At 38.6% G+C, this 21,818-nt stretch carries 18 protein-coding genes and 2 tRNA genes; 9 read left to right on the top strand and 11 right to left on the bottom strand.

Translation table 11 applies throughout. The features are described from left to right. Positions 1-68 precede the first annotated feature (68 nt). The 7 genes from ychF to ACVR1G_RS09345 all read right to left on the bottom strand — a co-directional run bounded on the left by ychF (position 69) and on the right by ACVR1G_RS09345 (position 7,572). Positions 69-1,184 (bottom strand): redox-regulated ATPase YchF, encoded by a 1,116-nt coding sequence (ychF, locus tag ACVR1G_RS09375; protein ID WP_447452914.1) that lies wholly within the window; start codon positions 1,182-1,184, stop codon positions 69-71. A gap of 80 nt (positions 1,185-1,264) precedes the next feature. Continuing rightward, positions 1,265-1,594, bottom strand: coding sequence for a helix-turn-helix domain-containing protein (locus ACVR1G_RS09370; RefSeq protein WP_447452913.1), 330 nt, complete (start codon positions 1,592-1,594; stop codon positions 1,265-1,267). Between the two features lie 327 nt (positions 1,595-1,921). Continuing rightward, entirely contained in the window at positions 1,922-2,119 is a 198-nt protein-coding gene (locus tag ACVR1G_RS09365) for a DUF951 domain-containing protein (protein WP_447452912.1), read from the bottom strand. Positions 2,120-2,429: 310 nt separating this feature from the next. After that, the gene (dnaN, locus tag ACVR1G_RS09360) at positions 2,430-3,566 is read right to left on the bottom strand and encodes a DNA polymerase III subunit beta (protein WP_447452911.1); all 1,137 of its coding nucleotides are present in this window, start codon (positions 3,564-3,566) and stop codon (positions 2,430-2,432) included. Positions 3,567-3,721: 155 nt separating this feature from the next. Next, entirely contained in the window at positions 3,722-5,095 is a 1,374-nt protein-coding gene (gene dnaA / locus ACVR1G_RS09355) for a chromosomal replication initiator protein DnaA (protein WP_447452910.1), read from the bottom strand. Positions 5,096-5,328: 233 nt separating this feature from the next. Continuing rightward, a complete protein-coding gene (locus ACVR1G_RS09350; RefSeq protein WP_447452909.1) occupies positions 5,329-6,105 on the bottom strand; it encodes a ParB/RepB/Spo0J family partition protein in 777 nt (258 codons plus the stop codon). A gap of 267 nt (positions 6,106-6,372) precedes the next feature. Then, positions 6,373-7,572: a S1C family serine protease gene (locus tag ACVR1G_RS09345; RefSeq protein ID WP_447452908.1), complete on the bottom strand. Its 1,200-nt coding sequence runs from the start codon at positions 7,570-7,572 to the stop codon at positions 6,373-6,375. Positions 7,573-7,766: 194 nt separating this feature from the next. Here ACVR1G_RS09345 and rlmH point away from each other — a divergent pair, with 194 nt between their 5' ends. The 3 genes from rlmH (at position 7,767) to ACVR1G_RS09330 (ending at position 8,792) form a co-directional block, all read left to right on the top strand. Then, on the top strand, positions 7,767-8,246 hold the full coding sequence (rlmH, locus tag ACVR1G_RS09340) for a 23S rRNA (pseudouridine(1915)-N(3))-methyltransferase RlmH (protein ID WP_447452907.1): 480 nt from the start codon (positions 7,767-7,769) through the stop codon (positions 8,244-8,246). A gap of 208 nt (positions 8,247-8,454) precedes the next feature. After that, positions 8,455-8,528, top strand: a tRNA-Arg gene (locus tag ACVR1G_RS09335). A 192-nt stretch (positions 8,529-8,720) separates the two neighbouring features. Then, a tRNA-Glu gene (locus ACVR1G_RS09330) sits at positions 8,721-8,792 on the top strand. Positions 8,793-8,861: 69 nt separating this feature from the next. Here the strand turns inward: ACVR1G_RS09330 and ACVR1G_RS09325 are convergent. Together ACVR1G_RS09325 and ACVR1G_RS09320 are read right to left on the bottom strand one after the other, a co-directional pair. Next, entirely contained in the window at positions 8,862-11,471 is a 2,610-nt protein-coding gene (locus ACVR1G_RS09325) for a YfhO family protein (RefSeq protein ID WP_447452906.1), read from the bottom strand. 81 nt (positions 11,472-11,552) lie between these two features. Further along, the gene (locus tag ACVR1G_RS09320; protein WP_447452905.1) at positions 11,553-13,172 is read right to left on the bottom strand and encodes an ATP-binding cassette domain-containing protein; all 1,620 of its coding nucleotides are present in this window, start codon (positions 13,170-13,172) and stop codon (positions 11,553-11,555) included. A gap of 220 nt (positions 13,173-13,392) precedes the next feature. Between ACVR1G_RS09320 and trpS the strand changes: the two genes are divergently transcribed. After that, positions 13,393-14,415: a tryptophan--tRNA ligase gene (gene trpS, locus ACVR1G_RS09315; RefSeq protein WP_447452904.1), complete on the top strand. Its 1,023-nt coding sequence runs from the start codon at positions 13,393-13,395 to the stop codon at positions 14,413-14,415. Between the two features lie 161 nt (positions 14,416-14,576). Further along, positions 14,577-16,058 carry an IMP dehydrogenase gene (gene guaB / locus ACVR1G_RS09310; protein ID WP_447452903.1) on the top strand — a complete coding sequence of 494 codons (1,482 nt, stop codon included), beginning with the start codon at positions 14,577-14,579 and terminating at the stop codon, positions 16,056-16,058. A gap of 225 nt (positions 16,059-16,283) precedes the next feature. Here the strand turns inward: guaB and recF are convergent, their stop codons facing one another. Together recF and ACVR1G_RS09300 are read right to left on the bottom strand one after the other, a co-directional pair. Further along, the gene (gene recF, locus ACVR1G_RS09305) at positions 16,284-17,372 is read right to left on the bottom strand and encodes a DNA replication/repair protein RecF (protein ID WP_447452902.1); all 1,089 of its coding nucleotides are present in this window, start codon (positions 17,370-17,372) and stop codon (positions 16,284-16,286) included. A 2-nt stretch (positions 17,373-17,374) separates the two neighbouring features. Beyond that, positions 17,375-17,734: an RNA-binding S4 domain-containing protein gene (locus tag ACVR1G_RS09300; protein WP_447452901.1), complete on the bottom strand. Its 360-nt coding sequence runs from the start codon at positions 17,732-17,734 to the stop codon at positions 17,375-17,377. Positions 17,735-17,814: 80 nt separating this feature from the next. Between ACVR1G_RS09300 and yfmF the strand changes: the two genes are divergently transcribed. Genes yfmF through pgsA form a run of 4 tightly spaced genes read left to right on the top strand, consistent with a single transcriptional unit; the run spans position 17,815 to position 21,818 of the window. Next, the gene (gene yfmF, locus ACVR1G_RS09295) at positions 17,815-19,065 is read left to right on the top strand and encodes an EF-P 5-aminopentanol modification-associated protein YfmF (protein WP_447452900.1); all 1,251 of its coding nucleotides are present in this window, start codon (positions 17,815-17,817) and stop codon (positions 19,063-19,065) included. A 1-nt stretch (position 19,066) separates the two neighbouring features. Next, the gene (gene yfmH, locus ACVR1G_RS09290; RefSeq protein WP_447452899.1) at positions 19,067-20,341 is read left to right on the top strand and encodes an EF-P 5-aminopentanol modification-associated protein YfmH; all 1,275 of its coding nucleotides are present in this window, start codon (positions 19,067-19,069) and stop codon (positions 20,339-20,341) included. Between the two features lie 60 nt (positions 20,342-20,401). Beyond that, positions 20,402-21,262: a helix-turn-helix domain-containing protein gene (locus ACVR1G_RS09285; RefSeq protein WP_447452898.1), complete on the top strand. Its 861-nt coding sequence runs from the start codon at positions 20,402-20,404 to the stop codon at positions 21,260-21,262. Between the two features lie 13 nt (positions 21,263-21,275). Next, positions 21,276-21,818 (top strand): CDP-diacylglycerol--glycerol-3-phosphate 3-phosphatidyltransferase, encoded by a 543-nt coding sequence (pgsA, locus tag ACVR1G_RS09280; protein ID WP_447452897.1) that lies wholly within the window; start codon positions 21,276-21,278, stop codon positions 21,816-21,818.

The raw sequence follows: 21,818 nt of genomic DNA, 5'->3' as shown, positions 1-21,818 counted from the left end.
TTATCACTTTTCCTTAAACACACTAAAAGGACTGGAATATGCTTCCAGCCTTATTCTTCATAAAATTATCAGACATTAAAACGAAATTCCATAATATCGCCATCTTGAACCACGTAGTCTTTACCTTCTTCACGCAAGCGACCAGCCTCTTTGACGGCTTTTTCTGAACCGTACTCAATCAGGTCATCGTAAGACATAGTAACCGCACGAATAAAGCCCTTTTCAAAATCTGAGTGGATAATACCAGCGGCTTGAGGAGCTTTGATCCCGCGCTTGAAGGTCCAAGCACGAACCTCCTTTTCACCAGCAGTAAAGTAAGTTCCAAGGCCCAATAAGTGGTAGGCAGCGCGTGTCAATTTATCCACACCGGACTCTTTCAAACCCAGATCCTCAAGAAACATAGCCTTGTCATCATCATCTAGCTCTGATATTTCTTCTTCAGCACGCGCTGAGATAACTACTACTTCGGCATTTTCAGTCGCTGCAAATTCACGAATCTGCTTGACATACCCTATCTCGTCCGGATTAGCTACCTTATCTTCATCGACATTTGCCACATAAAGCACTGGCTTAGTCGTCAAAAGGAAAAGTTGCTTGACAATCTTTTCTTCTTCCTCAGTAAAATTGATGGTACGCGCAGATCTACCATCCTCAAGAACAGGTTTGATTTTCTCAAGAACGGCAAATTCTGCCATAGAATCTTTATCTTTTTGCGTACGTGCAACTTTTTCCACACGCGCATAGCGTTTGTTGACAGATTCAAGATCTGCCAGAATCAACTCTAAATTGATAGTATCAATATCTGCAATTGGATCTACAAAGGCATCTTCACGGCCTTGCTCCCGCATAACATTTTCATCATCAAAGGCACGGACCACATGAACAATGGCATCTACCTCACGAATATTGGCCAAGAATTTATTTCCCAGACCTTCACCTTTAGAAGCTCCTTTTACAATCCCCGCAATATCGGTAAATTCAAAAGTTGTTGGTACCGTCTTTTGAGGAGTAATCATCTCTGTCAACTTCTGTAAACGCTCGTCTGGTACTTCTACCATCCCTACATTTGGATCAATCGTCGCAAATGGGTAGTTGGCAGACTCTGCACCTGCTTTGGTAATTGCATTAAAAAGAGTTGATTTACCAACGTTTGGTAAACCAACAATACCTGCTGTTAAAGCCATTTATATAGTCTCCATTACATTTTTCGTCCTGACTATTATAGCAGAAAATCAAAGAAAAAGCTTGTCTAGTGACAAGCAATTTATAAGAAAATGAATAATAAAGGGACAGTAGCTAGTAGTACCCACCAATATTCTGAAAGTAAATCAACAATAATCGTCAAACCATCTCTTTTCTCATATTTTCCAGTTTCAGGATTGATGACATACTCACGACCTTTTAATAAATGTAAATTGCCATCATCTTCGTCTATTTGAAAAGTGGATTGCTGCTTTCCTTTAACTAACTCATCTAGGTTAACCTTCAGAATTTCTGATAACTTGACTAGATTCTCCAAATCAGGTGTTGCATCACCATTTTCCCATTTGGCGGTAAGACAGAAATCTATGATTTCGTCGTCGCACCCCCGCAAGGCTGATTAGAATGGTCACGAGAGAAGCGAAGGGAACATTCAATCAGCTACTGCGAAGACAGCTTGATGAGAAATAAAGAGTTGTTGTGCTAATTCTTCTTGCGAAATGTTTTTTCTTGCCGAATTTTTTTGAGCTGTTCTGCAAACATGGTCATCACCATAACCACCCTTCTTTTTTCTAGTCTCATTATACTAAAAATATTAGAGTAAATTAGCACTTTTTATCGCAACTAACAGTTGCATAATGCTAGAAAAATGCTGTTCATAAGGTTTCCAAGGTTGCATCCCATTAAAAAGACAGTTAAAAGTCACTTTACATCAGACTTTCTACAGTTGTAAGACTTTTTTCATCTTCCGCTCAAAATCATGTCTGCTCATCATGACGACATGGTTACAATTGGTACAGTGAATTTTGATATCAGCCCCAATGCGTGTAATTTCCCATTCATTAGCCTTTTTACCAGTGGACTTGATGGTACAGGCATGAGGTTTTTTCATCTCAACCAAAGAACCTACTTGATACATAGACACCTCCAAAATCTCTAAATAGTAGCCCTATTATAACCAAAAAGCTCCAGCCTGACAAACCCAGTAAAACACTGAGCACTTCCCGAAGATTATGAAAAAGACACGTCCATTCTTCGATACGCAATAAGCTAGAAGGGCGGGTTCTAGGGCATCGGAGTCGCCCTAGGGAAAGTTTATTGACATAAAAAGAAAGAACTCAGTAAAACACTGAGCACTTCCCGGAGATTATGAAAAAGAAAAGTTTATTTAGGATTGACTATAGTATAGCCTAAACCACTTAAAATTAACTTAAAATTTCCTGATTTTTTTAATTTGTTCGAACTGGGGTAATCAGCTGGATGAAGTTTTCACTATCATCACCTGGCGTTAGGGTGAAAGGACGCACTGGTGAGATAAAGCGAATACGTACAGTTTCACTCTGTAAAGCTTTTAGAGCTTCAATCAGATAAGTTGGATTGAAACTAATAGTCAAATCACTGCCGCTAGTTTCTAGAGTATCAATTTCTTCATTGACCTTTCCAACTTCCGGTGAATTAACATGAGCTGAAACTGTACCATTAGCAATTTCTAGCTTAACTGTTCCATTTTGGGTCGCATTAGAAATCAAATGGGCCCGCTCCATAGCTGAACGAAGACTATGAGTATCAAAGAGAATTTCCGTTTCAAATTCATTGACTAAGAGACGATCAGTATCTGGATAAGCCCCTTCAAGCATACGCGCATAGAAGCTAATATTTTCACTTCTAAAGAGAATCTGGCTGCCAGATAAGAAGACTTCAACTGTTTCTATCTCATCTGTAAAAACCGATGAGAATTCACGAAGGGAGCGACTCGGAAGGACAACATCAAAGTCATCACCTGCATTTTCCAAAACAAGTTTACGCTGACTCATACGATGAGAATCTGTTGCGACAGCCTTAAAATTTTGGTGTTCTGTCAGCACCAAATGAATCCCTGTTAGTATGGGACGACTTTCTTGTGTACTAGCAGCAAATGCTGTTTCAGCAATTAAAGTTTTCAGCACCTTTGTATCAAAAATCAAGGGATTGCTAGTAGGAACCTCTTGGAGACGAGGATACTGCTCAACATCTTTTCCTTTAAGGGTAATTTCTGACTTTCCACTAGTTAGCACCACTTGATGATGGTCAATCTCTTTAAAATCAAGACTGATATCTGGCAAACTCGAAACAATATTGATAAAGAAATTTGCTTCAAGCAAAATACTACCAATTTCTGTAATTAAAAGTCCTGCATTATCATTTGTACTAGCAATAGAATTTTCAATAGAAATTTGTCCATTAGAACCTGTAAGCGTAATGCCAGCAGTAGTAACATCGATTTTTATACTGGATAAAATAGGGATAGCATTTTTAGAACTGATAGCTCGTTTAGTTGCATTAAGCGCTTGTAAGAAAAAAGCTTTATTGATTGAGAAGTTAATCATAATGACTCCTTTATATTTATAAGTATTAGTTTAGTAGTAGTAGTAGGTCTTGTTTATAGGGTGGAAAAATATGGACAAGCTATAGGTCATAAGGCTTACAGCTTGTGCACAACCTGTGGATAAATCTCTAAAAAAAGCTTTATTTATCCACAAGTCTATTTGATCTTATTTTTAATGGTATCAATCTCAATACGCAGACTGTCATCTTGAGCAATAATGTTCTTAATTTTATTATAAGCATGAAGGACGGTTGAATGGTCACGTCCGCCAAACTCTTTACCAATTTTTGGTAGACTGTTGTCGGTCATCTCACGCGCTAAATACATAGCAACCTGACGAGCTAAGACGATATTTTGATTACGCTTAGTTGACTTGATTTCCTTAACAGTTACACCGTAAAATTTGCTAACCTGACTTTGGATTTCTTCGATAGAGACAATATTGATAATTGGTGCATCTTGTTTGCGGGCTCGAATAGCTTCTGCTGCCAGATCTACTGTAATAACATTAGCCTGCTTGAAAGTGGCAACCAAATTGATATCCTTAAGAGCACCTTCTAAATCACGAACATTAGAGTCGAACTGACCAGCCAGATACTCAATTGTATCTTGTGAAAAAGTATAAGGATAGCCCTGTTCAAGAATCTTATTAGTCAAAATAGCAATCCTAGTTTCGTAGTCTGGTGGCGTGATATCAACTGTCAATCCCCATTTAAAGCGTGTAACCAAACGTTCTTCAAGATTATTGAGATGGTCGGGTGTTCGGTCGCTGGTCAGAACAATTTGCTTATTGTTAGCATGGAGGGCATTAAATGTATTGAAAAATTCTTCCTGTGTCCCCTCTAAGGTTTTTTTAGCCAAAGACTGAATATCATCAATAAGGAGAACATCAAGGCTGCGGAAATTTTCTTTGAGCTCTTCCATAGATTCTAAGCGAATATGAGTGACGAACTCATTAATGAAGTTTTCTGCTGTAATATAGCGAACCCGCGCATTGGGATTATTTTCCAAAACCGTGTTGCCAATAGCATTGAGCAGGTGAGTCTTCCCAAGTCCTGGACCACCCCAGATGAAAAGGGGATTATAGGTCGTCCCAGGGCTATTAGCAACAGCAATAGAAGCCGCTTTAGCCCACTTGTTTTCATCCCCTTGGATAAAATTATCAAATTGATATTTAGAATTTAAATTAGAAGAGACAGAAAGGTCCTGAGTAGCTTGGTTATTGTTTTCTTGATAGTTGGTCTCTTGTCCATTACTACCAGCCTGAATATTGTTAATTTCTGCACTTTCAAAAATGTACTGGGCGTTAATCTGGGTGTTAAATACTTCAAAGCCAGCCGTAATCAAAACTTGTTGAAGGTTTTTTTCCCAAAATAATTCCTTCATGCGATCGATATAAATAATAGCTGTATCATTTTCAACTCGGATCAATTGAGCATCAAGAACGAAATACTCGAATGTCGCTTGAGTAAGATGTTCTCGAGCTAACTCAAAAACTCTATTCCAAAAAATCTGCTCATTTTCGGTCATAGATTTCTCCTTTGCTTGATAATAAGGACTTCTCCTGTTTTCCTAGTTTAATCTCGTACCGTATTTTAACATAAAAACTATAAGTTTTCCACAGGGGTGATAAAAACAATTCACATTGTTCAAAGAAGTTTTCCACAACTTGTGGAAATGCAGTGAACTCCCCATAAAATAGGCTTTTTTGTCCACTAAATAGTGTGGAAAAAGCAAGCAAGGATGAAAGCTTTTTACACAATCTATTTCAGTCTGTTGATAATTCTGTTGAAATCGTCTTGGGATGAAAAATTGATAGAAAGTTTTCCTGAGTTCTTTGCTGTCATTGTAATAGTGACAGGTGTTCCCAAAGTGCGTGTCAATTCTTTTTCTAAATCTTCTTTAAAAAGATCTTTTGCAGAATTTGAAGGTTTTCCCTTATCCTTAGGTGAGGGTTTTAATTGTCTTTCTAGAGAACGGACAGACAAGCCCTGTTTCTGGATAGTTACTAACCAAGCTTCTTGGTCAGCTTGACTGAGACCAAGTAGCAGACGAGCGTGACCTGAAGAAATGTGCCCCTCCTCTAACGCGCTTTTAGCCTTATCAGATAAATTAAGCAGCCGCAGAACATTTGTAATATAGGGCCTTGATTTTCCCATATAATTAGCAATATCTTCGTGTGTCATCTGATTGGTTGCTAACAGATTCTGATAAGCTTTAGCTTCCTCAATTGGATTAAGATCAGAGCGTTGTAAGTTTTCAATAATAGCCTGAATACGACTATCCTGATCAGAAAGTTCTTTGACAATAGCTGGCATCATCTCTAATCCAGCTAATTGACAGGCTCTAAAACGTCTCTCACCAGCGATTAATTCATAACCAAAAACAGGAGATTTGCGGACAATAATAGGCTGAATTAAACCATTCTCCTTGATAGACTGAGCCAGTTCTTCTAATTCCTCTTGATTAAAGTGTAGGCGTGGTTGAAAAGGATTGGGAGAAATATCACTCAGCCTAATGTTTTTCAATTCTTCTGCCATGGTGTTCCTTTCACAAGTTATACAGCCTAAGGGCTGCAATTATATTAAAGATAAAGCGTATAAGTTTGAAGATAAGCTTTCCGAGTTCTAATTTTATGCTATTAATTACTAGGAAGGTGAAATAGAGGTCGAAAATTAAACAACTGAATCGTTTCTTCACAATATTTTAGCAAGTTTTATTCATAAAAAGAGAAGGCTAGGCATATTTGCCCAGCCCCATCTAAAACTACTGCTAAATTAATAAGAATACTAATGGCCTTAATCTCATTACTCATCTTCAGATGAAGAATCAAGATCTTGGCTGGTTTTATTCAGCTTAATATCAGTTGTCTTTTTATCCCCATCACGGTAGAAGGTAAGTGTAACAGTGTCTCCAACCTTGTGCTTATATAGTTCTTCTTGGAGTTCAGCAACCGTTTTAACCTCTTTGTCATCAATTTTTGTGATCACATCATATTCTTTCAATTTACCATCTGATGGCATGCCTTCCTGAACAGAACCAACAACAACCCCTGTAGAGACTTCATCAGGAACATCAACCCTAGCTCTAGCTGATTCACTTGCTGATCCTAAATCAGCCATAGTAATACCAAGAGCCGGACGAACAACTTTTCCATCTTTTTCCAGCTGGTTGATAGTTTTTATAGCATCGTTAGCAGGAATCGCAAACCCTAAACCTTCAACGCCTTCAACGTTAATTTTACTTGATGTGATGCCAATAACCTGACCTTCAATGTTGATAAGGGCTCCGCCTGAATTACCCGGGTTGATAGCGGCATCAGTTTGAATTGCTTTAGTATGGATAGTAGAGCCATCTTCAGCCTGTAGAGTGACATTACGATCCAAGCTAGAAACAATTCCTTGGGTTGCACTGTTGGCTAACTCGGAATCTACTGGACTACCGATAGCGATAGCAGTTTCTCCCACTTTGATTGAAGATGAATCTGCAAATTCAGCTATTTTGGAAACATCCTTGGCTTTTACCTTGATAACCGCCAAATCAGAATAAGTGTCAGAACCCACTAGCTCAGCCTTAATAGAATTTTTTGTATCTTTTTCTTTTCCTCGCAAGATAGTCAATTTCTCAGCGCCGGTCACAACGTGAGCGTTAGTGACAATATAAGCATCATCGCCATCTTTCTTATAAACAACACCAGAACCTTGACTTAAGGGAGCTAAACCATTTTCATCAACTTCAAGCCCAGAAGCTCGCACAGCATCTTCTGTCTCAGCATCGGGAACTTCCTGATAGTTAACAACGGTTACTATAGCATCCTTAGTTTTATTGATAGCTTTTGTCACATCAGATGAATTATCATATTGAACATTGCTCTTTACAGTTGGATTAAATGAAGATGTGACCCCGTTGAGCTTTAGAACAAGCAGAGAAGCCAGCAAGCCCCCTAAAAATCCAGCTAACAATATAAAAACAGGTTGAAACCACTTTTTCCAGTCAAATTTTTTCAATGGGAAAACCTCCTAAGCGCTCTTACTTATATTTATACCTCCCTACTATACCCTATTGTTTGGGAAAAATCAAGAATCCACAGCTTGTGGATAAGTTTGTTGAAAGGATTATAAAAAGCCTTTAAATAAGCAAATTTATGGGCTAAACTATTGTGGAAAACTTGTGAATGAAAGTGATATGATATAATAATGTCATGAAAGTGAAAGTTATTACTGTGGGGAAACTCAAAGAAGCTTATCTTAAAGATGGGATAGCTGAATATCGAAAACGCTTAAACCGTTTTAGTAAAATTGAGCTTATTGAACTTCCTGACGAGAAGATACCTGATAAAGCTAGCTCTGCTGAAATCAAGCAAATATTTGAAAAAGAAGCTGAGCGTATTATGACTAAAGTAGCTGAACGTGATTTTGTGATTGCTTTAGCTATTGAAGGAGACGAATGGTCTTCCGAAGAATTTTCCCAAAAATTGGCTGATACAGCCTTGAGAGGATATTCAGATTTCACGTTTATCATAGGTGGCAGTTTAGGTTTAGCTAACCGTGTGAAAAAACGAGCAAATCTGTTGATGAGTTTTGGAAAGTTGACTCTGCCCCATCAACTAATGCGTCTGATTCTCATGGAGCAAATCTACCGCGCTTTTATGATTCAAGCAGGCAGCCCCTATCATAAGTAAACAACGTTTATTTTATCATTCCTTAGTAAAGTTGAAGTCTAATGTAAGAGCCATTAAAAAGCAATAATTAAAATAAGCTTATAAGGAAAATCAGATTAATCCTACAAAGCCAGAATTTTCGACCAAACTTTATTAGGTTTAACACATACAGCAACTTGTTTATCATATTGACAGTAGGAGTTGTATTTTGATAGAATAAGGAAGAATTGGTTCCATAGCTCAGCTGGATAGAGCATTCGCCTTCTAAGCGAACGGTCGCAGGTTCGAATCCTGCTGGAATCATCGTTTTGTGTAAGCATTCAGATCTAGTAAGGGCTGTTTTTTAATCTATGCAGAAGAGCTTAGCTTAAGTTTTCATCTAGCTCCTTAGTGAGAGGCTTCTCTCCAGCGTTTAGTAGTTTAAGGAATTTATAAAATAAAAATAGAAAATACTATTGACAGCTCACAAAGAGTAAGGTATACTATCTAAAGTCTGGTCCGTTGGTCAAGGGGTTAAGACACCGCCTTTTCACGGCGGTAACACGGGTTCGAATCCCGTACGGACTATGATAAGACTTAAGAGCTGTCCTCCAGGCAGCTTTTTAAAACATTATAAAAAATAAAAGCTTCTGGTAATTAATCTCCAGAAGCTTTTATTTTTTTCTCAGACCAGAAATATCGGCTACTGCTATAGCTAATAAACAGTAGGAAACCTAGTAAAGAGAGAAAACTGGCTATTTTAAAGCCATTAGGCAGGTAGTTGAGTTCAACCTTTCCTTTACCAGCCGGCACATCTATAGCCATAAAGCCTTTTTGGACCCTGCGAATTTTAGCTCTGTGTCCATTGATTTTTGCTGTCCATCCCTTGTCGTAAGGAAGAGTGAAAAAGAGAGAGCCGGCTTTCTTAGCAGAATATTTCGCATGAACCTGACTGCCACTAGTTCTTACAGAGACCTTTCTATTATTAATAGTCGTCATAGCCCTCTGATAAGCTCTAGTATCAAGACCATAAAAGGTCGGTGTTTCAAAAGAAATTTGATTATTTTCAGGGAAGCTCAAAGTTACCGTAAGCTCAGTAGGTTTATTAAAATAGCCCAAATCAAAAAAGCTGTACGCATTATCGGTTGTGTAAATATGATCTTTACCATTGGCAGTAACAGTAAGGGATGATGTGGTGTCATTGCTAAAACTCAGATCAGGAATGCTGATATAGACCTGCTGATTTGGGATAGTTTGAACTTTGTAAGTAACAGCCTTTGTCTGTCCAGTTCCTGTTTCTAAATTGATACGATTATTGAAATTGGGGTGAACAGCATCAGTAGCGGATTGACTTGACAAATGTGTAAAGTACTGTTGATGAAGGCCACTCAAATGATTTAATAATAAGGCTTGGTTATCTAATGTATTGACAGTAAAAGGAAGATCCTTGTAGACACCTTTAGTAAGAATAGCCATCTGACTAGCATTTTTATTTTTATACAGTGTTAAAAGTCCAGAATTAGCGACTGATGTAAAACCGTATTTATCGATATCTTCTGCTGATAAGTTATAAGTAATATTAAATAAACTGTCAGCGATAATGGTATTGTTTTGGTAACGTAAGTTGAGATTCGTACCCGTTGACTGGAAACCCAAACGATCTAAAGTACTGCTGGAAGCTGTATTTCTGATAGAAGAAAACTGGGAAATACCGTTGTAATTAAATTTCATACTATCATTACCAGTCTGTGGCATGGTACGCTCCAGTCTAAAAAAGCTTTTCTTATCACTTTTAGCTTTTTTGACAAGACTAGTGATTTCTGTCTGTTCGCGGTTATATCCTTCACGAGAAGGAAAAATCCATTCGTCACCCAAGCTAGTTACTTGATAATAGGAATTGAGTCCAATTTCAAAAGTAGAAAAGAGTAGAGTAAAGAGAATAAAAGCCAAGGTGCTTAACTGTTTTCTATTGAAAGACAGCAAAATAACTGCATAAGCTAGAAGGAAAGCAAGTGTCAAGATAAGGTTGACAGGTTTTAAAAAATGATAATGGGTTGTGTAAAGGAAGGTTAATACAAAACCACTAGCTAAGGCAGAAAAAGTAACAATCAGAAAATTAGGTTGAAACTCTTTAATATGTGATAGACTTTCAGCAGCCATTAGGATGATTAAAAGAGAAAAGAGCCAGGCATAGCGATGCAAGAACATATTCGGCGTATGCATTCCCTGCCAGATTAAATCCAGCGGGCTAAGATAAAAACTAGCGACCATAAAACCTAACAATAATCCATAAGCTAGTTTAACTGGCCACTTGAGTGTTCGTAGGCTAAAGAAAATGAGAGCGAGGGATAAAGGGAAAAGTCCTACATAAATCATTGGAATAGCGCCAAACTTAGTCGTATCATAGGCACCGACAAAATTTTTAGCAAAAATATCAAAGAACCATGCCTTTTCAGATAAGAGACTATTAAATTGAGAAAACTCCTCACCGTGAGTTGACAGATCCAAATAGCTCGGTAACAGCATAATAGAAGCAGTCAAACCCGATAATATTGACACAACTGTAAAGTCTAAAAATTTTCTAAAGACTAACTTCCAACGAAAATCTCGACTAAGTTGAACCAGAAAATAGAGTGTCAGGAATATGGCCATCATAAAACCAAAATAATAATTTTGGATAAAGAGTAAACTTAGTGTCAAGTAATAAAGCCAAAATTTCTGTTTATCTAATAGGGAGTGGAGTCCCAAAATAATAAGGGGAGCAAGTATAAAAACATCCAGCCAAGTATTAATTTCAAGCTGACTAACGGCAAAACTCATCAAAGAATAGGAGCTTGATAAGCTAATAATAAGCGCTTGTTTAATATTGACAAAGAGTCGTTTCAGTGTAAACGACATTGACAATCCGATTAATCCGAATTTTATCAAAGTAAAAAGGTAGATGGCATCTGCCATTGATTTTACAGAAAAGAAATAATAAAACGGCGATAGAAAAGATCCTAAATAATAGCTTATTAAAGCGTAAAAATTCAGTCCCAAACCACTAGTAAAAGTGTAAAATAGGCTGTCACTGCCGTGCAAGATGTTGCGGAGTTGGGTTGCAAAAATAACATACTGATGAAAACCATCACTTGCTAATATAGTAGTCTTACTACCCCAGTAAATTCCCTTTGACCAGAGGGCAACTAACATGATAAAAGTAGGAATTAAAAAAGATAAACTATAAAAAAGAAGGTTGACTTTATGCTTAGTAAAAAAATTTTTCATGGTATTTGAGAAAAAGAGTCTGAGACACCTACGTTTCAGACTCTGCGAATGTTGTGGATCTTACCTCTCAGCGAGATAGCATTATTGCCATAGTTCTTGGACCTTAGTCTGAACTTCTGTATTTTCAAGAAACTCATCATATGTTTCATCGATACGGTCGATAACCCCATTTCTAGAAATGACAACGATATGATTGGCTAAGGTTTGAATAAATTCATGGTCGTGACTAGCAAAGATAATGGATTCTTTGAAATCTTTGAGGCCATCATTAAGACTGGAAATGGATTCCAAGTCCAAGTGATTTGTTGGGTCATCTAAAACAAGAACATTAGATTTAAGAAGCATGAGCTTAGACAGCATCACGCGCACTTTTTCTCCTCCTGATAAAACGTTAACGGACTTATTAACTTCATCACCGGAGAAGAGCATACGTCCTAGGAAACCACGCAGGAAGGTATTATCATCTTCCTCCTTAGAAGCAAACTGGCGCAGCCACTCGAGAATAGACTCGCCAGACGCGAAGTCTTTAGAGTTATCTTTTGGCAGATAAGAGCGGCTGGTAGTGACACCCCACTTGATGGTTCCCTCATACTCAATTTCTCCCATTAGAGCTCGAATAAGGGCTGTAGTCTGGATATCGTTTTCTCCGATGAGGGCGGTCTTATCACCTGGACGTAGAATAAAGCTGATCTTATCAAGAATTTTTTCACCATCAATAGTGACAGAGAGGTTCTCAACACTCAAAAGATCATTACCAATCTCACGTTCAGACTTAAAGCTGATAAATGGATATTTACGACTAGATGGGACAATCTCTTCTAACTCAATTTTATCCAGCATCTTTTTACGGGATGTCGCTTGTTTAGATTTTGAAGCGTTAGCTGAGAAACGGGCAACAAACTCCTGCAATTCCTTAATTTTTTCCTCTGCTTTAGCATTGCGGTCAGCCTGTAGTTTTGCGGCCAGTTCAGAAGACTCCTTCCAGAAGTCATAGTTACCAACGTAAAGCTGAATCTTACCGAAGTCAAGATCAGCCATGTGGGTGCAGACCTTATTTAAAAAGTGGCGGTCGTGAGATACAACGATAACGGTATTTTCAAAATCGATTAAGAAATCTTCCAACCAAGCAATAGACTGAATATCAAGACCATTGGTCGGCTCATCCAAAAGAAGAACATCTGGCTTGCCAAAGAGAGCCTTGGCAAGGAGAACCTTAACCTTGTCTCCATTGCTAAGCTCGTTCATATTTTGGTAGTGAAGCTCTTCAAGAATATTGAGATTTTGCAGGAGTTGAGAGGCTTCACTCTCAGCTTCCCAGCCGCCTAATTCAGCAAAAACACCTTCAAGCTCGGCAGCACGAACCCCATCTTCTTCGGAAAAATCGGCCTTCATATAAATAGCATCCTTCTCCTTCATAACCTTATAGAGCTGCTCATTTCCCATGATAACAACATCAATAACGCGCTCTTCTTCGTAGTCAAAATGGTTTTGACGAAGGACAGATAGACGCTCATCTGGGCCGAGCGTCACATGGCCGGTTGTTGGCTCAATGTCACCAGCCAAGATTTTTAGGAAGGTGGATTTTCCAGCACCGTTGGCTCCGATTAATCCATAAGTGTTGCCAGCTGTAAAGTTGATATTGACATCATCAAAAAGCTTGCGGTCGCTAAAGCGCAGTGAAATATTTGAAACTGTGAGCAATGAAACTACCTCTTTATCTTCTATAAACTGTCTTTCATTCTACTAGAAATAGGCCGATTTTTCAAACTAAAGCCGTTTATCTAAAATAAGTTAAAAGAAAGCTTTAGTAAGGAATTCTTGGAAAAGCAGCCGGTAAAGACTTCTGCATAAGAGCTACGTGTCCAACAAGATTTATGATATAATTTAAAGAGCTATTCAAACAAAAACTAGGGGTAAAATAATGACGAAACCAATTATTCTGACAGGCGATCGGCCGACAGGTAAACTTCACATTGGACACTATGTAGGTAGTTTGCAGAACCGTGTTCAACTGCAAAATCAAGGTAAGTATAAAATGTTTGTCTTCTTGGCGGATCAGCAGGCTTTAACAGATCACGCAAAAGATCCGCAAACAATCGTTGATTCTATCGGTAATGTAGCTTTAGACTATTTGGCAGCAGGCCTTAATCCTGAACAATCGACAATTTTTATTCAAAGTCAGATTCCGGAGTTAGCCGAATTAACCATGTATTACATGAATCTGGTGTCTTTAGCCCGTCTAGAGCGCAATCCTACTGTCAAAACAGAGATTGCACAAAAAGAATTTGGTGAATCCATTCCTACAGGCTTTTTGGTTTATCCTATTGCACAGGCAGCAGATATTACGGCCTTTAAGGCGAATTTTGTTCCTGTTGGTAATGATCAAAAGCCCATGATTGAACAGACCCGCGAAATTGTGCGTAGTTTTAATCATGCTTATAATACTGATGTTCTGGTCGAACCAGAAGGCATCTATCCTGAAAATGAGTCGGCGGGTCGCCTGCCAGGCCTTGATGGCAATGCTAAAATGTCCAAGTCTTTAGGCAACGGGATTTATCTAGCTGATGACGCAGACACACTCAAGAAAAAAGTCATGAGTATGTATACTGATCCCAATCATATAAAAATTGAAGATCCTGGAAAGATCGAAGGGAATATGGTCTTCCATTATTTAGATGTCTTTGGACGTGAGGAAGATCAAGCAGATATTAAGGCTATGAAAGACCATTATCAACGTGGTGGCTTAGGTGATGTCAAAACAAAACGTTACCTTTTAGAAATCTTGGAGCGTGAGCTAGGGCCTATTCGTGAACGCCGCTCGGAGTTCGCAAAGGATATGGGCGAGGTCTATCGCATGTTAGAAAAAGGAAGCCAAACAGCCCGTCAAACTGCTGCCCAAACCTTAGATGATGTTAAGTCAGCCATGGGGTTAAAATACTTTTAAACTTTAATTGAATTCAAGCTCTTTTTGACCCTTGGATTCTTTTTATTTTCATAAAATTTTGCGCTGATTGTTATTGACAAAAATTTTTAGCATGATATGATTATATACTAATAATAAGAGCTCTTGAGGCTAAATATCTTATAGAAAAGAGGATGGATTTGATGTCAAATTGGGACACTAAATTTTTGAAAAAAGGCTATACCTTCGATGATGTTTTGCTTATTCCGGCAGAAAGTCATGTACTTCCAAATGAAGTTAATATGCAGACGAAACTGGCAGCGAATTTGACATTAAACATTCCTATCATTACTGCTGCCATGGACACTGTAACTGAAAGCGGTATGGCTATTGCTATGGCACGTGCTGGCGGACTTGGAGTTATCCACAAGAACATGTCAATCGAAGCTCAGGCTGAAGAAGTCCGTAAGGTAAAACGTTCAGAAAATGGCGTTATCATTGACCCATTCTTCCTAACACCAGAGCATACTGTTGCAGAAGCAGATGAATTGATGGGGCGTTATCGCATTTCTGGTGTTCCAGTTGTAGAAACTCTGGAAAATCGTAAATTAGTCGGTATTCTTACCAACCGCGATATGCGTTTTATTTCTGATTATAGCCAGCCGATCAAGACTTACATGACTAGTGACAATCTAGTGACGGCTCCAGTAGGCACGGATCTAAAGACAGCTGAAGCTATCCTACAACAACATCGCATTGAGAAATTACCTTTGGTTGACGATAACGGTCGTTTATCTGGTTTGATTACCATCAAAGATATTGAAAAAGTTATTGAGTTTCCTAATGCTGCCAAGGATGAATTTGGTCGCCTCTTAGTAGCGGCTGCAGTCGGTGTTACTTCAGATACGTTTGAGCGGGCAACAGCTCTCTTTGAAGCTGGTGCAGATGCCATTGTTATTGACACAGCTCATGGTCACTCAGCTGGTGTTCTTCGCAAAATTGCTGAGATCCGCTCAACCTTCCTAGATAAGACCTTGATTGCTGGTAATATTGCAACTGCTGAAGGAGCGCGTGCCCTCTATGAAGCAGGTATCGATGTGGTTAAGGTAGGTATCGGCCCAGGTTCAATCTGTACAACCCGTGTTGTAGCCGGTGTTGGTGTTCCTCAAATCACTGCTATCTACGATGCAGCTGGTGTTGCTCGTGAATATGGTAAGACGATTATTGCTGACGGCGGTATCAAGTATTCTGGCGATATCGTCAAAGCCCTAGCTGCTGGTGGCCATGCTGTTATGCTTGGTTCCATGCTGGCAGGTACCGATGAAGCTCCTGGTGAAACAGAAATCTTCCAAGGACGTAAATTCAAGACTTACCGTGGTATGGGATCTGTTGCTGCTATGAAGAAGGGCTCTAGCGACCGCTACTTCCAAGGTTCTGTTAATGAAGCTAATAAGCTTGTTCCAGAAGGAATTGAAGGCCGTGTAGCTTATAAAGGTGCTGCTGCTGACATTGTCTTCCAATTGGTCGGTGGTATTAAGTCAGGCATGGGCTACACTGGTGCTGCAGATATTCCAGCCCTTCACGATAAAGCCCAATTTATCGAAATGTCAGGTGCTGGTCTAATCGAAAGCCATCCTCACGATGTGCAAATTACCAATGAAGCTCCAAACTACTCTGTTCAATAAAAAATATAAGAGTATAAAAATAAAAACTGGTAGACAATTAAAAACCGAGTTTAAGGATCAAAGGGCCTCAAACTCGGTTTTCTATTTTTCTGGAATTCCTTATTTAGATTTTTGGATAGGTTACGACATTAAGTAATAAAGTATTTCCACAGTATCTACATTTTTAGTGTAAATATAGTTGACAGAAAGTTGACGGTTTTAAATATCGAAACAACAATATCTCCCCTAATTCTTTATATCTCCCTTATCGACTGTAAATATTTTAAGATTGTCAGGTAACTGATGAAGATGCTCTAAACTTGTCGTTGTAATAAAAGTTTGAACATTTGTCTTAATCCCTTCTAGTAATTTCAGCTGTCGATGATTATCAAGTTCACTCATGACATCATCAAGCAAAAGGATAGGCTGATCACCTGTTGCTGACTTGATGAGCTCAATTTCTGCCATCTTTACTGACAGTATCAAACTGCGTTGCTGCCCTTGGCTACCAAATGAAGCATTCATCCCATTGATAAAAAAAGACAGATCATCACGATGAGGGCCTACTCCAGTATTTTTTTTAAAGCTATCACGACTGAAACTTTTAGATAGCTGCTCTAAAAAACTCTGCTTAATGTCTGATTTATCTGGAATATTGACAGAAGGTTGATAGGTAATAGTAAGGTCTTCTAACTGGTTAGAAATCGTATAGTGATGTTTGCTGGCTTCTTGTTCCAAATCCTGTATAAATTTGAAGCGATGTTCCATAACCCTACTGCCATAGTCAGTTAATTGCTCGTCAATAACAGCCAGATAATCTTTATCAATCTTTTCAGCTGATTTAAGGTAAGCATTGCGTTGCTTCAACACATGATTGTAATTGGATAAATCTGAGAGGTAAATAGGTCTTATCTGCCCCAAATCAATATCTAAAAATTTACGCCTCAGACTAGGTGCTCCCTTTACAAGCTGTAAATCTTCAGGTGCAAAAAGAACAACAGTCATATGTCCGACATAATCGGACAGTTTAGTCTGCTTGAGATAGTTAACCTTAGTTGTTCGCCCTTTGTCAGATAGATTGATTTCTAAAGGAAGTTTTCCGCTTGTTCGTCTCAAAAGTCCTGAAACTGATAGTTCCTTGGCCTGAAAATTGATGAGCTCTTTGTCTGAACGCGTTCGATGGCTGCGTGTTAGAGCTAAAAAATAAATAGCTTCGAGAAAATTCGTCTTTCCTTGGGCATTTTGACCCACAAAAACATTTAGGTTACTGGAGAATTTTGCAGTTACATCTTGATAGTTTCGAAAATTTTTAAGTGCAATAGATTCGAGCCACATCTTTAAGTCCCCGGAAATTTTACAGGTCCCCGGCCTGTAGGCTGCGTCTGTCCCCGCTTTTCTTGCTTCTTGTTCATCTTTTTAACTATAGCAGCGACACGCTCTTTTTCTGCTTGTTCTTCTTTATGTTGAGCCAACTCTTTAGAATTAGGAGCAACTAGATTAATTGTTAATTGACGACTGGGAATCTCAATTTTATCTCCAACCCTTAACTTTTTACGGCGGCGCTTCTCATCTTCACCGTTAAAGAGGACGGTAGTATCAGCTAAGAAAGATTTGACAGCACCACCACTAGAAATAACCCGTAAATCTTTCAACAGAGACTGTAAAAGAATATAGTCTTCAAAGAGTTTGTATTCCATACCCACCTCAACTTTCTAATGAGAATATTATAGCATAAAATGCTATAATTTAAGTCAATAACTAACTTAGAGGAAAGCAGATGAAACTAGTTGATGGTGTTAATTTACACCTCATTAAGACGGATAAATTTAAAACCAATCATATTACCCTACGCTTTACAGGTAAACGCCAAAAAGAAACTACTGCTCGCCGCGTATTAGTTGCACAGATGCTGGCTTTAGCAAACGAGACCTACCCAAGTTATCGAGCCTTTAAAAGGGCTTTAGCTGATTTATACGGTGCTAGTGTATCAACGAGTGTGTCAACTAAGGGTAAGGCTCATATCGTTGACATTGATATTGAATTTTTGAGCAGTCGCTTTACTTTGAATAAGGAAGAATTGTTGGATAAAATCTTTGACATTCTTTACAGCATTCTTTACAGACCCTTGATTAGTTTGGAACAATTTCAATCCAAGATTTTTGATATAGAAAAAGACAACCTTATATCCTACCTCAAGGCAGACAAGGAGGATTCTTTTTATTACAGTGAATTGAACTTGCGTAAACTTTATTTTCAAGATCCTGATTTACAGCTTTCCAAGTATAGTTCCGATGAGTTAGTTGCGCAAGAAAACTCTTTTACAGCCTATCAAGAATTGCAAAAAATGCTTAAGGAAGATCAGATTGATATTTTTGTTTTAGGTGATAGTGAGGGTTATGCTATTGTAGATAAACTCAATCAATTTCCTTTTAAAGAAAGACAGCTTTACACCTATGTCAACTACCAAGAAGAAAAGCAGGAGGTAACGACAGAAAAAATAGAACGGCGTTTAGATAACCAATCTGTTTTACAATTAGGTTATCATCTTCCTGTTCATTATGGGGATAAAGACTATCCAGCTGCCCAGATTTTAAATGGCATGTTAGGGGCCTATGCTCACTCGCGACTTTTCACAGAAGTGAGGGAAAAAGCAGGCTTAGTTTACACGATAGCCAGTGACTTAGATGGTTATACAGGATTACTACAGGTTTACGCCGGAGTTGATAAGTCTGATCGTGAAAAGGTGCTGGCTCTTATCAATAAACAGTGGCATGACTTTAAATTAGGCCGTTTTTCAAGTCATTTGCTAGAACAGACTAAAGAATTTCTGCAAATTCAATCCCAGTTGGCAGCAGATGATCCCAAAATTCTAATTGAAAGAACTTATAATGAGACAGTTGTTTTGAATAAACAAGTTAACTTTACGAAGTGGCTTCAGGCTGTAAAGAAAGTATCCAAAGCTGATATTGTACACCTAGCAAGGAAAACCCACTTACAAGCTGTCTATTTTTTGGAAGGAGTTCATTGACATGCTAGAGGAAAAAAACTATCCTTGTCTTGGCGAAAGCCTGTATAGGACGACCCTCAAAAATGGCTTAAAGCTTTGCTTGCTTCCTAAACCAGAGTTTTCAGAAATGTCAGCCTTGCTGCAAGTTGATTTTGGGGCTCTCGATCCTCTCCCAATCGACGAGGAAACAGCAGACAATGAATCTCCTGCTGGACTCGCTCATTTTTTAGAACATAAACTTTTTGAACTGCCCAATCATAGGGATGCTGCTCAAAAGTTCTCTGATTTATCAGTTGAGAGCAATGCTTTTACCGGTTTTGAAAAAACAGCTTTTTATTTTACAAGTTTAGGGTTCAATGGACAGGCTTTGGAATTGTTGCAAAGTTTTCCAATGACTGCAGATTTTGATCAAGAATCAGTTGATAGGGAGAAGAAAATTATCGAACAAGAGATTGACATGTATCTTGACGATGTTGACTGTAAACTTTACAATTCTATTTTAGCGAATTTGTATCCAAATACTAAACTTTCTAACGATATTGCTGGTGACCGCAAGAGCTTATCAGAAATAACGTTAAATGAGCTAGAAAACAGCCATAAGGCTTATTATCATCCAGCAAACATGACCCTTTTTGTTGTTGGAAATTTTGACAAGAATATCCTGCTTACTGAGGTCGAAAAAACGCAAAGCAAGTTTACAGATAGCTTGACAAAGCTTGACAAAAAACCGCTAAACTTGACAAAAAATATTAAGCGAAAATCAACCAGTTTTGATACCGCTAGACCCAAACTAGCTTTTGGTATTAGACTACCAGAATTAGCAAAAGGATCAATTCTCCGGCAAAAAGTCGGTCTGCGCCTCTTTTTCTCCTTGCTTTTTGGCTGGACCAGCAGGACCTACCAAAGTTGGTATGACCAAAAACTTATTGATGATTCCTTTGATATTGATATAGAGGTCTCCCGTCGTTTTCAATTTATTTTGCTAACAGCAGATACGCTGCAACCCATTAAATTAGTCAATCAAATTAGAGAGAGTTTGAAGCACTTCCTAATATCAGATGACATGAACCAAGAACATTTGACCTTGCTCAAGCGAGAAACTTATGGAGACTTCTTGAGGAGCTTAGATTCAATGGAGCATCTCCTTACTCAGCTGGCTGCCTATGAAACTGATGAAGAGGCTTATTTAGATTTACCCACAATTTTGAATCAGTTGACTCTGGGAGATGTTAAGCAGATTGGACAAGACCTTGTCAGGGAAATGGAAGTTTCAGAATTTACTATCTTTCCAAACTAGTTATAAAATAGTTTGAAATTTGGTATAATAAAAGGCAGTTGATTATTTTGAGGTGTTAGTATGAAGAAAAAGAGCATCGGTCAGGTTTTACGCGACGCTCGTCAAGCAAAAGATTTGACTGTAGAGCAGGTTTCAGAAGATTTGGAACTGCCTATGCAGTACATTACAGTTATGGAGCTCAACCAGTTTAAATTTGTCAGAGAAGGGCAGGTTACAGATTACCTGACTAGGTACGGTGATTATTTAGAATTAGATAGTCAACTTTTATTGGAAGGGTATCAAAATCCTGATTTTGAAATTGAAGTTGACGAAGATGAACCCCAAGAGGAAGAAGAAACAGCAGGCCAAGAGCAGGAACCTGATAAGTGGAAATGGCTCCGATCGGAGCGTTTTGATTATGTAGAAGATGATCCTAACAGAAGGCTCCCTTTAGTCATTTTGTCTTTGCTCAGTCTGCTCATGGTCGGTTTAATTGGTACAGCTGTCTATTTTCAATGGGAACAAGAAGCGAGCGCAACTGCTCCTAGATCCTCTTTAAAAGCGGTGGGATCAAGCACTCAACAAACAGGGCCATCAGAGTCGTCAACTTCTAGTCAATCCAGCTTGACAGCTAAGACCAGAGGTTCTTATACGACAGTGAAACTTACCGGTGATACACCCCCTAAGGTTACTATTGAGATTTCTCAAGATTTTGAGGACGAAAACCTTATCAGGGTTACCAATTCAGACCTAGATAAAAAGGGACTCGCCTTAGGTGGGGAAAATAAGAGTGTTACTATTACATTAACCCCTAATATTGATAAAACTGTCATTACCCTTGACAAAGTTGACCATGTAACTGTCAAGATTAATGGACAGACCCTCGATCTCTCAAACCTTAACAAAGATAATACAAACTATATTACCCTTACTCTTAACTAAGAAAGAAATTATTATGACAAAAAAAGAAAACCTTCCAAATCTTTTAACCCTAATCCGTATCATAATGATACCGATTTTCTTACTCTTAACCTCTATTCCAAGTAACACCAAATGGCATCTTCTAGCAGCTTTGGTTTTTGCAGTTGCCAGCTTTACAGATTATTTGGATGGCTATCTAGCTCGCAAATGGCAGGTTGTAACCAACTTTGGTAAATTTGCAGATCCCCTAGCCGACAAGATGTTAGTTATGTCAGCCTTCATCATGATTGTTGGGATGGACTTAGCTCCTGCTTGGATTTCGGCTATTATTATTTGCCGGGAATTGGCTGTTACAGGTCTGCGTCTCCTTCTAGTGGAGACGGGTGGGCAAGTCTTAGCCGCTGCTATGCCGGGAAAAATTAAGACAGTTACACAAATGCTAGCTATTATCCTCCTTTTGTGTCACCTATCCCTACTAGGGACTATAATGCTCTACATTGCTCTCTTCTTTACCATATATTCTGGTTATGATTACTTCAAAGGAGCGGGCTACCTTTTCAAAGATACCTTTCAGTAA

This window comes from Streptococcus dentasini (assembly GCF_053206945.1).
The sequence above is the reverse complement of the archived record's forward strand: the minus strand, read 5'-3'. Positions and strand labels throughout refer to the sequence as shown.